Raw genomic sequence first — 14,514 nt, forward strand, 5'->3', positions numbered from 1 at the left:
CACGTCACCCGAGTTCGGGGTCGGTCCAGCAGGAGGCGACCTCCGCGGCCCGGCCGGTCGTGGTGTCGGTCGGTTGCAGCACGAGCTTGATCCGCTGACCCGAACCGTGGGCCAGCTCCCCCTTCGCCCCGGCCGACACGATGCCCCAGCGCAGGCCCCCGTCCACCGACCCGGTCCGCTTGAGCTCCACGTCGAACTCCAGCTCGATCTGGCCCAGTTCGAACCGGAGCCGCTTCCCGTCGCCCTCGGCCGTCGCCGCGTCCAGTTCGGCGCGCAACTGCTGGATCGCCTCGGCAAGACCGGTCCACGCCGCGTCCACGTTCCTCCCCCGATGCAGAACGTTCCCCTGGCCGGCCTTCACCGCCCCGGTCGAGTGATACCCGTCACCGCCCGGCCGCAACACACAACTTCAGTTCCATGCAGAGTTTTTGACATCGATTCACACCTAACCTTTGCCGGCTCCGAGCGCGACGGGGTGACGGCTGATCGGCCGGCGCCGGCCGATCAGCCGTCGCCCCGGGCCCAAGTGCGGTAGGCGGCCACCGCCGTGGGCAGGGTGGGGAAGATCCGGTCGGCGCCGACGGAGGTGCTCAGGCCGTAGGCGTCGAGTTCGTCGCGCAGGTCCTGCTTGACCCGGGCCAGGGCGAACACGATGCCGCGGGCTTCGAGTTCGAGGCGCAGGGCGTCCAGCGAGTCCAGCGCGGTGATGTCCACCTCGACGTTCGCCTCGGTGTTGAGGACGAACCACCGCACCGGCTCCGGCTGTTCGGCCAGGGCGGCGAGCGCCCGGCGGCGCAGGTTCTCCGCGTTGGCGAAGAACAGCGGGGAGTCGTAGCGGTAGACGAGCAGGCCGGGGACGGTCCGCGCCTCGGGGTAGTCGTCGACGTCGTGCATCCCGGCCACGCCCGGCACCAGGCCGAGCACCGCGTCGTGCGGTCGCGCGACCCGGCTGAGCAGCTCGATCACCGACAGTCCCACCGCGACCAGGACGCCGTAGAGGATGTCCAGGGTCAGCACGCCGGCCATGCATCCGAGCGCCAGCAGCAGTTCGCGGCTCCGGAAGGAGGCCAGCCGGCGGAAACCGGCGAGGTCGATCATCCGGAGTGCGGCGAACACGACCAGGGCCCCGAGCACGGCGTCCGGGGTGTCGTGCAGCAACGGGCTGAGGAACAGCAGCACGGCGACCACGCCGAGGCCGGCCGTGAGCGCGTACAGCTGGGTGCGTCCTCCGGCCGACTCGGCGAGCGCGGTACGGCTGGCGCTGCTGCTCACCGGGAAGCCCTGGAAGAAGCCCGCGCCGAGGTTGACCGCGCCGAGGCCCAGCAGTTCCTGGTTGGCGTCCAGCCGCCGCTCCTGCCCCGATCCTTCGAAGGCGCGCGCGGTGAGGATGAAGTCGGTGTAGCCGACCAGGAGGATCCCCAGTGCCGGCAGCAGCAGCCGGTTCAGCTCGGTGAGGTCCGGCAGCACGGGACGGGGCAGCCCGGCCGGGATCTCGCCGATCACGGCGAGGCCGTGGTCCTTGAGCGAGAACGCGGCCGAGACCGCGGTGCCGAGCACGACGGCCAGCAGCGGGCCGGGCAGGCGCGGGAGGAAGCGGGCCGCCAGGAGGAGGAAGAGCAGGGTGGCGGCGCTGAAGGCGACCGTCGGCAGGTGGGCCTCGGTGAGGTTCGACGCGAACGACGTCAGCTGCGGGAAGAACCCCTCTCCCCGCACGTCGATCCCGGTGAGTTTGGACAGCTGGTCCACGATCATGATCAGTGCCACGCCCGCGAGGTAGCCGATCAGCACCGGTCGGGAGAGCAGGTCGGCGACGAAGCCGAGCCTGGCCAGCCAGGCCAGCACGCACAGCAGGCCGACCACCACGGCCAGGCTCGCGGCCAGGACGGCGTAGCGGGCGGTGTCGCCGCCGGCCAGCGGGCCGATCACGGTGGCGGTCATCAGCGCCGTGGTCGACTCGGGCCCGACCGACAGCAGCCGGGACGAGCCGACCAGGGCGTACAGCACGATCGCGGGCAGGATCGCCCACAGCCCGGTGACCGGCGGCAGCCCCGCCACGCTCCCGTACGCCATGACCTGGGGCACCAGGTAGGCCACCACCGTGGCACCGGCCACCAGGTCGCCCCGCAGCCAGTCGCGACGGTAGGAGCGGAGCACCGTGAGTCCCGGCAGCGCCGGCACGACGCGGCGCCGTCGTCGCCCGGGGGGAGCACCGGCGGCCATGGATCTCCTCAAGGGCTCCGGAACGCCGTCACGGACGGGGGCCGGCCGTCGCGGCGCCGCGGGCGGCCGCCGTCCCGCCGCCGGCGCCGGACACCCTGCGGGCGACGAACTTGCCCAGTTCCCACAGCAGCAGGAGCGCGACGGCGGCCAGCAGGGCCCAGCCGAACTGCCGGGCGGTGATGTCGGTGGTTCCGAGGAGGCGGTGGAACGCGTCCATCTGGGTGACCAGCACCGCGAGGGCGAACTCGCCGAGGGCCGCCAGGTTCATCTGCTTGCTGTCGAAGGTGCTGACGGTCAGCGCGGAGCCGCGCTCGCTGCGGCATTCGTAGGCCGCCACGATCAGGCAGAGCGCGAAGGCGGTGAACGCGATCGAGTTGCCGGTCCGCGCGCTGTGGTAGTGCGCCTCGCCCAGCTTGGTCAGCCCGAGCAGGGCGACCGTGACGGCCAGCCCGGCGAGCCCGACGGTGATCATCACGGGCCCGGTCAGCACCGTCTCGCCGCGCGGGCGCGGGGTGCGCCGCATCAGGCCGGGGCTCTCCTGGTCGAAGCCCAGGGCGAAGCCGAAGGGGGCGTTGACCACGAAGTGGACCCACAGGACCTGCGCCGGGGTGAACGGCTCGCCCGCGGCGATGTTCAGGAGCGCGGCGCCGAGGAAGGTCAGCACGAACGTCACCAGCAGCACCAGGACGAACCGGATGTACTTGGTGAGGTTGTCGTAGAGCTTCCGGCCCTCCTCGACGGCGTACACGATGGTGGCGAAGTTGTCGTCGGCGAGGACCATGCGGCTCGCGTTCTTCGCCGCGTCGGTGCCGCTGCCCATGGCGATGCCGATGTCGGCGGCCTTGATCGCCGGCGCGTCGTTGACGCCGTCGCCGGTCATGGCGACCACGTCGCCCTTCCGCTTGAGCGTGGCGGCGAGCAGCACCTTGTGCTCGGGCGCGACCCGGCCGAGGACTCCGATGCCGTCGATCCGGGACAGCCGCTCCTGCTCCGGCAGGGCGGCGAAGTCGGCGCCGAGGACGGCCTCCCCGTCGATGCCGAGTTGACGGGCGATGGCCGCTCCGGTGGTGACGTCGTCGCCCGTCACCATGCGGACCCGGATGTGGGCGGCCTGCGCGCTGGCGATCGCGGCCCGTGACTCCTCGCGCGGCGGGTCGACCATGGCCACCAGGCTGGTCATCCGCAGGTCCTCGACGAACGCCAGCAGGTCGCCGTCCGGGTCGAAGTCCGCCGGGTCCAGGTCGCGGACGGCCCCGGCCATCACCCGCAGCCCTTCGCCGCCCATCCGCTCGGTCTGCGCCTGGGCGCGTCCGCCGAGCTCCGCGTCCCAGGGGACGACCACGCCGTTCGAGTCGGCCGAGGAGGCCCGGGCCATGACCGCGGGGGCCGCGCCCTTGACGAAGCACCGCACCACCGCCCGGCCGTCCGCGTCCTTCGCCTCGTTGAAGCTGGCCATCAGCTTGTAGGTGGGGTCGAACGGCAGGGTGGCGAGCCGGGGGAAGCGCTCCCGGGTGGCCTCGATGTCCAGCCCGGCCTTGTGGCAGAGGACGAGCAGCGCGCCCTCGGTCGGGTCGCCGACGACCTCGCCGTCGACCAGTTTCGCGTCGTTGGCGACCAGGTGGGGCAGGACGGCGTCCTCGATGCTCGGGGCGGAGCCCGCGGCGTGGTGGATCCGCCCGTCGAGGCGGTAGCCGGTGCCGGAGACGGTGTAGCGGTCGGCGGGGGTGAGCACCTCGACGACCGTCATCTGGTTCATCGTGAGGGTGCCGGTCTTGTCGGAGTTGATGGCCGAGGTGAAACCGAGGGTCTCGACGGACGGCAGTTCCTTGACGATCGCGTGCCGCTTGGCCAGGTTGAGGCTGCCGACGGAGAGGATGACCTGGCTGACCGTCGGCAGCGCCTCCGGGATCGCCGCGATGGCCAGCGAGACCGCGCTGACGAAGAGGGCGTCCCACGCCTGGTCGCGGCTGCGGCCGAGCGCGAACATCACGACCATGGTCAGGCCGGCCGCCGCCGCGATCCACAGCGTCAGCGTGTTCAGCTCCTTGGTGAGCGGCGACTGCTCCTTCTCGGTGGCCGACAGCATCCCGGAGATCTTGCCCAGTTCGGTGCCGGAGCCCGTCGCGGTGATGACGAGCAGTCCGCTGCCGTGGGTGACCGGGGTGTCCATGAAGGCCATGTTGGTCTGGTCGCCCGGGCCCAGCGCCCCGGCCGGCAGGGTGCCGGTGTCCTTGGCGGCGGGGACGCTCTCGCCGGTCAGCGCCGACTCGTCGATCTGCAGCGCGCTGGCCTCGACGATCCGTCCGTCCGCCGGGACCTCGTCGCCCGCCCTGACGAGCACCACGTCGCCCACGACCAGCTGTTCGGCCGGGATCTGCGCCTCCGTCCCGTCCCGCCGCACGCGCGCGGTGGCCTTCATCATCGACCTCAGCGCGTTCATCGCGCTCTCGGCCTTGCCCTCCTGCCGCAGGCCGACCACGGCGTTGAGCAGCGTCAGGACGATCAGCAGGATCCCGGTGGTCCACTCCTTGATCGCCAGGGAGACCACCGCCGCCGCCAGCAGGATGATCTGCATGTAGCTGCGGTACTGGTCGAGGAAGCGCAGCCAGTCGGGCCTCGACTTCTCCACGGGCAACGCGTTCGGCCCGTTCGCGGCGAGCAGTTCGGCCGCCCGGGCGGCGCTGAGCCCGGTCGCCGGGTCCACCCCGAGCGAGGACGCGACCTCGTGGGGAGGTCGCGCGTACCACGGGTCCGGGGACTCCTGCGGGCCGGACGGCCCAGCCTGCTCCGCCATTCTTCACTCCTCGGGATCCGGGAACGTCCCCCCTTGGACGTCGGTCGGTCCGACGCGTCGACACGGACGGGCCACGTCCGGACGGGCCACGTCCGGACGGGCCACGCGCGAACGGATCACGTCCGGACGGGCCGCGCCGGACGGATCACGTACGGCCGCCCCGGGGGGCCTCCGCCTCCAGCAGGCGCTTGGCCGCGCGCAGGTCCTTGCGGGTCCGCCCGTCGATCGTGGGGAACTGCGGATCGATCCCGATCAGCGTGTGCGCGAGCACCGCCGCCGCGCAGATGCGCGCGAACCACTTGCGGTCGGCCGGTACGACGTACCAGGGCGCCCACGGCGTGCTCGTGGCCGACAGCATGTCGGAGAACGCCTCCTGGTAGTCGTCCCAGTGCTCGCGCTCGCGGATGTCCGCCTCGGAGAACTTCCAGTTCTTCTCGGGCAGGTCGATCCGCGCCAGGAAGCGCTTGCGCTGCTCCTCCTTGGAGAGGTTCAGGAAGATCTTCACCACCTTGAACCCGTTGTCGGTGAGGTAGCGCTCCCAGTCGTTGATCTCCCGGTACCGGCGGTGCCAGACCCCGGGGCCCTTCGCCTCCTCCGGCAGCTTCTGCCGGTCGAGGTTCTCCGGGTGGACGCGCACCACGAGGACCTCCTCGTAGTGCGAACGGTTGAAGATCCCGATGTCCCCGCGCGCCGGGAGCCGCTGCGCGTACCGCCACAGGAAGTCGTGGTCGAGCTCCTCCGTGGAGGGCACCTTGAAGCTGCTCACATGGACGCCCTGCGGGTTCACCCCGCTCATGACGTGACGGATCGTTCCGTCCTTGCCGCCGGCGTCGAGCGCCTGGAGGCAGAGCAGCACGCCGTAGGTGTCCTGGGCCGCCAGCCGGGCCTGGTACTCCGAGAGCAGCGACACGCCGGTGCGCAGCAGCTCGACGCCCTCGCGCTTCTTCATGCCCGCCTTGTACCGGGGGTCGAAGTCCTCCGCGAGGTCCACCCGCGACCCCGGTTTCACCCGCAGCGGCTTGATGAACTTCGCAATGCGCCTGGCCGTCCGTCCGTCCGACATCGCCTGTACCAGCTCCTCTCGGGTCCGGCGGGCATCAGGAGGCCTGCCGTGGGTCCCGTCCGCGCGGGCGTCCTCGACGCGGCGCGGACCGGGACCGACCAGCACGGAAGAGTGCTACCTGCCACGCTGTGGCCGCCGGTCGGCCGTGTCAATCCGACGGTGTCCTTCCGGGGCGGGCCCACCCGCGCCGGCCGGCCGGGGCGGCCGGCCGGGACGCTCGCGGCCGGTTCGCCCGTCCGGCGTCCGCGTGTGGCAGCGCCCGCGGCCCGTGCCGACGATGGGGCTGCCGGTGCAGTACCCCCGCGATCGGAGGCCGTGATGGCGACCCTGACGGTATGGCGCTTTCCCACCGCGAACGGAGCCGACGAGGCCCTCGCCACACTGAGGAGGCTGGGGCGCCAGGAGCTGATCAAGGTCCAGGACGGAGCGGTGGTCACCTGGCCGGAAGGGGCCAGGAAGCCGAAGACCCGCCATCTGAGCGACATGACCGGCATGGGTGCCGTGGGCGGCGCCTTCTGGGGCTTCTTCCTCGGCATGGTCTTCTTCGTGCCCGTGCTCGGCGCGGCCCTGGGCGCGGCCGGCGGCGCGCTGGGAGGCCACCTCGCCCACGTCGGCATCGACGAGGACTTCGTCAAACGGCTGCGGGAGAAGGTCACCCCCGGCACCTCGGCCCTGTTCGTGCTCAGCTCCGACGCCGTGCTCGACCCGGTCAGGTCGGCGTTCGAGGGCCTGCACGCAGAGCTCCTGGAGACGAACCTCTCCGCGGACGAGGAGGCCCGGCTGCGCGAGGCGTTCACCGAGGGCGAGTGAAACGGCTGACGCACCGTCGGGAACGGCCCTGACCACTCGGGGAATCGAGCAGACCTGTCCCCGCGGCCGTGACCGGCCCGGTCAGCCGTTCCAGGAGCCGGCCGTGGTCGTCGTCCCGGAGGTGCCGGTCGTCCGGCTCGCGCCTCCCGTGCCGGTGACCCGGCCGCCCGGGGCGGCGGCGGGCCGCAGGAACTCCGCCCCGGCGCCCGAGGTGGTCGTCCGCACGCCCGGCGACGAGTTGCCGGTGGTGCTCGTGGTGCCGCTCGCCGGTCCGGCCGAGGTGCGCGGCGCCGAGCCGGCCGGGACCGCCGGAGCGAGGTGCGCCGCGGTGGTCCGGCGCGCGGCCGGGGCGGCGGGGGCGACCGACGGGTCGTCACCGGCCGGCGCGACCCGCTCGATCCGCAGCACCAGGTTGCGGTCCTGCCGGTCGCCGGCCAGGTCGCGGTTGCGGCTGTGCACGACCTGCGTCAGCACGCCCCGGATCTCCTGCCACCGCCCTTGCACCGCACGGATGTTGGGGCACCACTCGCCCTGGTCCCGGTGCTCCAGGTCGAGCTGCCAGCGCTCCGCCTCGACGTGGTGGACGGCGCCGACCTCGCAGGGGATCTCCACCGGAGCGGCGCCCCGGACGGTCACCACCGCCCGCTGCGGAAACCTTCCCTCCACCGCCGTCACCGTGATCCGGCTCGACCCCTGGTACCAGGCCATCGCTGTCCTCCCTCGTCCGTGCTCCGGGCCGGCTGCCGACCGTCCTCACCGGTAGCACGGACGGCGCACCCTCCGGGGTTCGATCGGCCCGCGCCCGGTCTGAACCCGGCGGCCCGCGCCTTCCGTTCAGCGGGGCGATTCCCGGCCCGGCCCGGCCCGCTCCGCAGCTTCGGCCTCCGGAAGCCGGCGCGGGCCGGCCCCGGGGTGGGGCCGGCCCGCGGACGGGGCGGGGCGCGGTGCGGTGCGGTGGTCCGACGGTCAGTCGGCGGCCCCGACCCGCGGGGCGGAGCCGCCCGGGCGGGCGTCGTCCCGGCTCTCGTCCCGGCCCTCGACCAGGACGGCGGGCTCCAGCGGCGAGGCGATCTCCTGCGGCTTGCTGCGGGACGCCCAGTCGCGGATGCCGAGCAGCACCATCACGAAGAAGATCCCGTAGACGATGCCGGAGAAGTACAGCTCGGAGTGGACGGCGAGCGGCACGCCCACCAGGTCGACGGCCAGCCAGACGAACCAGAACTCCACGTAGCGGCGGGCCTGGCTGTACATGGCGAGGATCGAGCCGACGAAGATCCAGGCGTCCGCGAGGACCATCCACCACGGCGCTCCGGGGTAGAACGAGGCGTCCGTCCCCTTCAGCACCGCGCCGAACGCGGCCGTCCCCGCCACCATCGCGGCGACCAGCACGGCGCGCTCCCGCCCCGACGCCCAGCGGACGTTGATGGTGCCTTCCTGCTCGCGGCTGCGCTTCCAGGTCGCCCAGCCCCAGGACGCCGAGACGATGATCACGATCTGTCGGGCGGCGTTGCCGCCGAGGTGCACGTTCAGGCTGGCGATCAGCAGCAGCACCGAGCCGAGGATCTGCACCGGCCAGGCCACCAGGGACCGCCGCAGGGCCAGCCAGACGGTGGCGAGCGCCAGGATGTTGCCCAGGAAGTCGGACCAGTAGACGGGGAGACCGAAGAAGTCGAACTGCTCGTTCAACCAGTGGAACGCGCTCATGACTCACACCTTTGTTCGTGCGGAGCGAGGTGGGGGAAGGGGCGGTCGGCCCCGCCGAAGCGGGGGGTGCGGGGCCGACCGGGCTCGGGGCGCAGGGCGCGCGGCCGCGTGGGGAGCGGGTGTGCGCGCCGGCAGGTGAAGGCGGTGCCGGTGGATCAGGAGGGGGAAGCGTGATGCCGGTGGATCGGGAAGGGGGAACGGCCGTGCCGGTGGGTCAGGAGAGGGCGGCCAGGACGTGCCGTCCGTGCGCGGAGTCCAGCAGGGCCTCGGAGCGGCGGACGTCCTCCCGGGCGGCGAGCAGCAGCTCGTCGACGGAGGCGAACCTCTCGGTGTCCCGGATGCGGGCGACGAACCACAGGTCGACGCGCTCGCCGTACAGGTCGCCCGGGGCGTCGTGGCAGTACACCTCGGTGTGGATCTCGGAGGTGTCGCAGAAGGTGGGGTTGGTGCCGATGCTGATCGTCGCGCGGTGCACGGTGCCGGTCGCGCGGCGGGCCAGCCAGCCGCTGTAGATCGCGGGCGGAGGGACGGGGGTGCCGGGCTCGGCGGCGATGTTGGCGGTGGGGAAGCCCAGCCCCCGCCCCCGGCCGGCACCGTGCACCACGGTGCCGGACAGGGGGGTCGTCGGAGCGTCAGCCATGGGGGGTGAGCTCACGGAACTGGCTGGTGTGGAAGACCAGCGGCTCCACCCCGGGGAACAGCTCGACGGTGAGCAGCTCCATCAGGACGATCTCGTGGTCGCCGCCGTCGTACACCGCGCTCACCCGGGCGGTCAGCCACAGCGCCGCGTCGTGGATCAGCACCGCGCCCTCCGGCGTGGCCTGCCACCCGGTGCCGTCGAAGCGGTCGCCCTCGCGGGAGGCGAGCCGCCGGCAGAGCGCGCCCTGGCCGTGGCTGAGCACGCTCAGCCCGAGCTCCGGTGCCTGAGTCAGCCTGGGCCAGGTGGTCGAGGTGCGGGCCACGCTGACCGCGACCATCGGCGGCTCCAGCGAGATCGACACGAAGGAGCTCACCGCGAGCCCGACCGGTTCGCCGTCGCGCAGCGCGCCGAGCGCGACCACTCCGGTCGGGTAGGCCCCGAACGCCTGGCGCAGCGCCGCGGCGTTGGGCTCCGCCCCGGTCGGCCGCTCCGTGTGCGGCCGCCCCGCGGTCGGCGGCTGCGCGGACGCGGCGGCGGGCGGGTTGGGGTGGTGGGCGGGAGTGACCATGGTCGTCGCCGTCCTCTCGTCGCGAGTGTGGTTCAGTGCCGGTACTGCGCGGCCGGGTGGCTGGCCGGCAGGGCCCGGTCGGACGCGCCGGTGAGCCGCTCGCGCAGCGACTCGCCGTCCGCGTACGCGCCGCGGAAGACGCCGCGGGCGCGCAGGATCGGCAGCACCGACTCGACGAACTCCGTGGTGGAGGCCGGCTGGACGGTCGGCGAGAGCAGGAAGCCGTCCAGGTCGGCGCCCTGCGCCAGGGCGCAGATCTCGTCGGCGATCTCCTCGGCGGTGCCGACCACCGGGCGGGCGCCGACGCCGTGGGTGTGCCAGTCGGCGAGCACGTCGCCGACGGTCCGGCCGGCGAACCGGGCGACCTGGGTCTGGGACATCTCGGTGGACAGCTCCGACATCGGGGTGTCCGGCGCGTACGAGGACAGGTCGAGGCCGGTGAACATGGCGTAGCTGGCGACGGTGACCTCCGGGCGCTGGGCGTCCAGGACGCGCTGCCAGCGGCGCTCGGCGTCCGCGGTGGTGGCGCCGACCACGCAGGAGAACGCCGACATCACCTTGACCTCGTCGGCGCGGCGGCCCGCCCGTACGGCCTCCTCGCGGATCGCCGCGGTGTGCCCGGCGAGCTGCCGCACCGAGCCGCTGCCGACGAACATGCACTCGCCGTGCCGCCCGCCGACCCGCCGCCCGGCCGGGGAGGCGCCGGCCTGGAACAGCACCGGGGTGCCCTGCGGGGAGCGGGCGGTGTTGCCGTAGCCGTGCGAGCGGAAGTACGGGCCCTCGTGCTCGACCGGGTGCACCTTGGCCGGGTCGGCGAAGCGGCCGCCCTTGTCCTTCTCCAGGGCGTCCGGCTCCCAGGCGCCCTCCCAGTACTTGTAGACCAGGTCGAGGAAGTCCTCGGCCATCTTGTACCGGTCGTCGTGCGCCACCATGTCCATGCCGAAGGCCTTGACCGCGGTGTCGGCGGTGCCCGTGGTCACGATGTTCCAGCCGAGCCGGCCGCCGGACAGCTGGTCCAGGGTGGCCAGCCGGCGGGCGAAGGCGTACGGCGGCTCCACCAGCACCGAGCCGGTCACCACCAGGCCCAGGTCGGTGGTGCTCGCCAGCAGCGCCGAGGCGATCACGAACGGGTCCAGGCGCGGCAGGTCCAGGGTCTCCTCGGTGGCGATCGGCGGGCGCACCCCGTCGATCTCCGACCAGCCCCAGGCGTCGGCCAGGAACAGGAAGTCGAGCTTGGCGTCCTCGCAGACCTGCGCGATCTCGCGCCAGTACCCGAGGGTGTCGAACAGGTGCCGGCGGCTGTCGGGGTGGCGCCAGGTGGCGGTGCCGCTCGCGTTGGTCTGGGCGTTCTCGAACAGGCCGAGCTTGAGGTTGCGCATGGGGTGTTCTCCGTTGAACTGGTGATGCGGGGGGGTGGGGGGACCTGGGGTCCGTCACAGCACGGGGGAACGCGGGGGGAACAGGGGGACGGCGGGGTCCGTCAGGATGCCGCGGGGACGGTGGGGGCGTCGAGGACCGCGGCGTCCGCGTCGAGCTGCGCCGCGGACGGCATGGAGGACTGGGCGCCGAGTCCGGTCACGGCCAAGGAGGCCGCGCGGACGGCGCGTCGGGCGGCGGCGAGCAGGTCGGCGCCCCGGGCGAGGGAGTCGGCGAGGGCTCCGCAGAAGGTGTCGCCGGCGCCGACGGTGTCGACGGCGTCCACGACGGGGGCCGGCAGGTGCACGGCCGGGCGGCCGGGCTGTTTGACCAGCGCCCCGTCCGCGCCGAGCGTCACCACGACCGCCCGGCAGGGCAGCGCGGCCCGTTCCAGCAGCTCGCGCGCGCCGTCCGGGCCGGCCGGCGGCTCCGCGCCGAGCAGGGCGGCGAGTTCACCGAGGTTGGGCACAAGGACGTCGACGGCGGACAGCACCTCCGGGGCGACCGGCCGGGCCGGCGCCGGGTTGAGGACGACCGTGCCGCCCTGTTCCCGGGCCCGCAGCACGGCGGCGGCGACCACGTCGGCGGCGATCTCGTGCTGCACCAGGACCACCTCGCCGGCCGAGCGGGCCAGCCGCTGCGGCAGGTCCGCGACCGTCAGCGCGGCGTTGGCGCCCGGGTTGACCACGATGGTGTTCTCGCCGGCCCGGTCGACCACCACGGAGGCGATCCCGGTGGTGCTCTCCGGTGCCGGGCGCACCGCCCCGACGTCCACCCCTTCGGCGGCTAGCGCCCGCAGGATGGGGGCGGCGTCCGTACCGACCCGGGCGACCAGGCGCACCCGCGAGCCGAGCCGGGCGGCCGCGACGGCCTGGTTGGCGCCCTTGCCGCCGACGCCCTCCACGAAGCCCCGCGCGAGCACGGTCTCGCCGGGTCGCGGCAGGTCCCCGACGGTCAGGACGAGGTCGCGGTTGATCGAACCGACGACGGTGATGAGCGGCATCCGCACTCCTTGGGAGATCGATCTCCCACACTGTGGACCAGCCCCCGAAAACCGTCAAGTACCCTCGTGCTGCGTATTGCGCCAGCTCAGCCGAGCCCTCTCCGACCGCGAAGGACCGCCCCACGTGACTGCGCCCCGACTCCTCGACGTGGCCGCGGCCGCGGGCGTCTCCCGCGCGACCGCCTCACGCGTCCTGGCCGGCACCCCGCGCAACGTCGACCCCGAACTCGCCCGCCGCGTCGAGGAGGCCGCCCAGCGCCTCGGCTACCGCCTCAACCACTCCGCGCGGGCGCTGCGCACCGGCACCACGGGCACCATCGGCGTGGTCGTCCCCTCGCTCGCCAACCCCTACTTCGTCCAGCTCGCCGACGCGCTCGCCCAGCAAGTCCGCGCCGCCGGAGGGCAGTTGGTGGTCTCCGACGCCGCCAACGACACCGCCGTCGAGGCCGAGCAGATCGAGACCCTGCTCGGCGGCCGGGTCGACGGACTGCTCGTCGTCCCCGTCTCCGCCGGCGCCTCCGGCCCCGCCGTCCGGGCCGCCGCCGAACGCACCCCCGTCGTCCTCTTCGACCGCTGGGCCACCGGCTCCGGCACGGTGGCCGTCACCCTCGACAACACCGCCGCGATGCGGCTGCTCCTCGACCACCTCGAAGGCCTCGGCCGCCACCGGATCGCCCTGGTCGCCGCCGACCAGGCCTCCTCCTCCGGCGCGGAACGCCTCGCCGCCTTCACCGAGGCCCGCGGCGCCGACGCCACCACCGTCCTGCTGCCCAGCTTCACCACCGACGCCGGCCGCACCGCGGGCCGTCGCATCGCCGAGCGGCACACCGGGATCGACGCCGTCGTCTGCGGCGCGGACGTCCTCGCGGTCGGCCTCGTCAGCACGCTGCAGCGCTCGGCGGTCCCCGTCCCCGGGCGGATCGCCGTCACCGGCTTCGACGACACCGAGATGCTCGAACTCCTCGACCCGCCCATCACCTCCATCCGCCACCCGCTCACCGCCATGGCCGAGCGCGCCCTGACCCTCCTTCAGGCCCCCGCCCGCGAACGGACGGAGCGCGTGGAGCGCTTCGCCCCGCAGCTGGTGGTGCGCTCCTCCACCGACGCCGACGCCTGACACCGCTCGCCCTACCCCTGACACCCGATGCCGGGGAACCGGCGCCCGGCTCCTGATGCCCGGAGCCGGGGAGCCGGGAACGGCCGACGGCCGGCCCCGGGCGGACTCAGGTCCACCCGGGGCCGGCCGTCGGGTACGGCTCAGCGCTCCTTGTCCACGGCCGGCAGCCCGGCCTGACCGGCGGTCAGCCGGCCCTGGGCGTACAGCCAGCGCACCGTGTCCGCCATGGTCTCCGCGGTCGGCCTCGGCGTCAGCCCCCCGGTGCTCGCCGCGGGGTCGACCGGGGTCGCACAGGCGCAGGTGTAGACGGCGCCGTACTCCGCGGGGATGTGCCAGGGCCATCCGCGCTGGAGCAGGGTGGCCAGGGCGCCGACCGGCAGCATGGCCCGGGCGGGGAGGAAGGCCGCGGGCAGCCGCCGCCCGGTGACCTCCCGCAGGGTCCGCACGTACTGCCGGGTGGGCAGGTGGTGGCCGGGTCCGAAGTGCCGGTCGGATCCCGCCCTCGGCGTGGTCAGCAGCCGGGCGTGCAGCTGCGCGGTGTCCCGGACGTCGCCGACCGGGAAGCCGCCCAGCGGCCAGATCGGCATCAGTCCGCGCAGGGTGTTGCGCAGCCGGGCGTTCTGGTCGCCCAGCCCCGGGTCCTGCGGGCCGAGCAGCGCGGGCGGGTAGCTGATGACCACCGGCGCGCCGTCCCGCTGGTGGCCCCGCGCGATCCGCTCGGCCGCCGCCTTGGTCGCCATGTACGTGTCCCGGGGACGGCCGACCGGGGAGTGCTCCCCGAGCGGCCGTCCGGGGGACGGCAGCAGCGCGACGATGCTGGAGACGTGGACGACCGGGTCGGCGCCCGACCGTCGGGCGGCGGCCAGCACCAGTTCGGTTCCCCGCTCGTTGGTCCGGCGCATCTGCGCGTTGCGCCGGCTGTCGAAGGAGTACACCGCGGCCGCGTGCAGCACCGCGTCGGCGCCGCGCACCGTGCGGGCCGCGTCGCCCTCGTCGGTCACGTCCCCGACGACCAGGTCGACGGCGCCCGGGTCCACCTCCAGCAGGCCCAGGACCCGCTCCGCGGCGGCCGGGTCGCGGACCAGCATCCGCACCCGGTGGCCGCCGCGGACCAGCGCCGCGACCGAGTGGATGCCGACGAATCCGGTGCCGCCGGTCACGCTCACCAACATCGGACCA

At 73.8% G+C, this 14,514-nt stretch carries 13 protein-coding genes; 2 read left to right on the forward strand and 11 right to left on the reverse strand.

Annotated elements, in window-relative coordinates:
* Positions 1-4: 4 nt before the first annotated feature.
* From ACFVGO_RS24445 to ACFVGO_RS24460, 4 genes are all read right to left on the reverse strand, one after another.
* The gene (locus ACFVGO_RS24445; protein WP_359899709.1) at positions 5-319 is read right to left on the reverse strand and encodes a trypco2 family protein; all 315 of its coding nucleotides are present in this window, start codon (positions 317-319) and stop codon (positions 5-7) included.
* 185 nt (positions 320-504) lie between these two features.
* Positions 505-2,220, reverse strand: a complete 1,716-nt coding sequence (locus tag ACFVGO_RS24450; protein WP_359899711.1) for a sulfate permease — start codon at positions 2,218-2,220, stop codon at positions 505-507.
* A 28-nt stretch (positions 2,221-2,248) separates the two neighbouring features.
* Positions 2,249-5,014, reverse strand: coding sequence for a cation-translocating P-type ATPase (locus ACFVGO_RS24455; protein WP_380634018.1), 2,766 nt, complete (start codon positions 5,012-5,014; stop codon positions 2,249-2,251).
* 145 nt (positions 5,015-5,159) lie between these two features.
* Complete coding sequence (locus tag ACFVGO_RS24460) at positions 5,160-6,077, reverse strand: polyphosphate kinase 2 family protein (protein ID WP_359899715.1); 918 nt, start codon at positions 6,075-6,077, stop codon at positions 5,160-5,162.
* A gap of 318 nt (positions 6,078-6,395) precedes the next feature.
* On the opposite strand from ACFVGO_RS24460, the gene ACFVGO_RS24465 reads away from it, so the two are divergent.
* Positions 6,396-6,887 carry a DUF1269 domain-containing protein gene (locus ACFVGO_RS24465; protein WP_359899717.1) on the forward strand — a complete coding sequence of 164 codons (492 nt, stop codon included), beginning with the start codon at positions 6,396-6,398 and terminating at the stop codon, positions 6,885-6,887.
* An 81-nt stretch (positions 6,888-6,968) separates the two neighbouring features.
* Here the strand turns inward: ACFVGO_RS24465 and ACFVGO_RS24470 are convergent, their stop codons facing one another.
* The 6 genes from ACFVGO_RS24470 to ACFVGO_RS24495 form a co-directional block, all read right to left on the reverse strand.
* On the reverse strand, positions 6,969-7,595 hold the full coding sequence (locus ACFVGO_RS24470) for a hypothetical protein (RefSeq protein ID WP_359899719.1): 627 nt from the start codon (positions 7,593-7,595) through the stop codon (positions 6,969-6,971).
* A 258-nt stretch (positions 7,596-7,853) separates the two neighbouring features.
* Positions 7,854-8,591 carry a nicotinamide mononucleotide transporter family protein gene (locus tag ACFVGO_RS24475; RefSeq protein ID WP_359898441.1) on the reverse strand — a complete coding sequence of 246 codons (738 nt, stop codon included), beginning with the start codon at positions 8,589-8,591 and terminating at the stop codon, positions 7,854-7,856.
* A gap of 214 nt (positions 8,592-8,805) precedes the next feature.
* A complete protein-coding gene (locus ACFVGO_RS24480; RefSeq protein ID WP_359898440.1) occupies positions 8,806-9,231 on the reverse strand; it encodes a riboflavin kinase in 426 nt (141 codons plus the stop codon).
* Positions 9,224-9,799 carry a flavin reductase family protein gene (locus ACFVGO_RS24485; protein ID WP_380634022.1) on the reverse strand — a complete coding sequence of 192 codons (576 nt, stop codon included), beginning with the start codon at positions 9,797-9,799 and terminating at the stop codon, positions 9,224-9,226. Before ACFVGO_RS24485 ends, ACFVGO_RS24480 begins: the two co-directional genes overlap by 8 nt.
* Positions 9,800-9,831: 32 nt before the next feature.
* Entirely contained in the window at positions 9,832-11,178 is a 1,347-nt protein-coding gene (locus ACFVGO_RS24490; protein ID WP_359898438.1) for an NtaA/DmoA family FMN-dependent monooxygenase, read from the reverse strand.
* A 101-nt stretch (positions 11,179-11,279) separates the two neighbouring features.
* Positions 11,280-12,218: a ribokinase gene (locus ACFVGO_RS24495; RefSeq protein WP_359898437.1), complete on the reverse strand. Its 939-nt coding sequence runs from the start codon at positions 12,216-12,218 to the stop codon at positions 11,280-11,282.
* Positions 12,219-12,342: 124 nt separating this feature from the next.
* On the opposite strand from ACFVGO_RS24495, the gene ACFVGO_RS24500 reads away from it, so the two are divergent.
* Positions 12,343-13,335: a LacI family DNA-binding transcriptional regulator gene (locus ACFVGO_RS24500; RefSeq protein ID WP_359898436.1), complete on the forward strand. Its 993-nt coding sequence runs from the start codon at positions 12,343-12,345 to the stop codon at positions 13,333-13,335.
* Between the two features lie 140 nt (positions 13,336-13,475).
* Here ACFVGO_RS24500 and ACFVGO_RS24505 read toward each other — a convergent pair whose 3' ends face one another.
* Entirely contained in the window at positions 13,476-14,507 is a 1,032-nt protein-coding gene (locus tag ACFVGO_RS24505) for an NAD-dependent epimerase/dehydratase family protein (RefSeq protein ID WP_359912749.1), read from the reverse strand.
* Positions 14,508-14,514 lie beyond the last annotated feature (7 nt).

This window comes from Kitasatospora sp. NPDC057738 (genome assembly GCF_042798815.1).
GTDB lineage: Bacteria > Actinomycetota > Actinomycetes > Streptomycetales > Streptomycetaceae > Kitasatospora > Kitasatospora lactacystinica.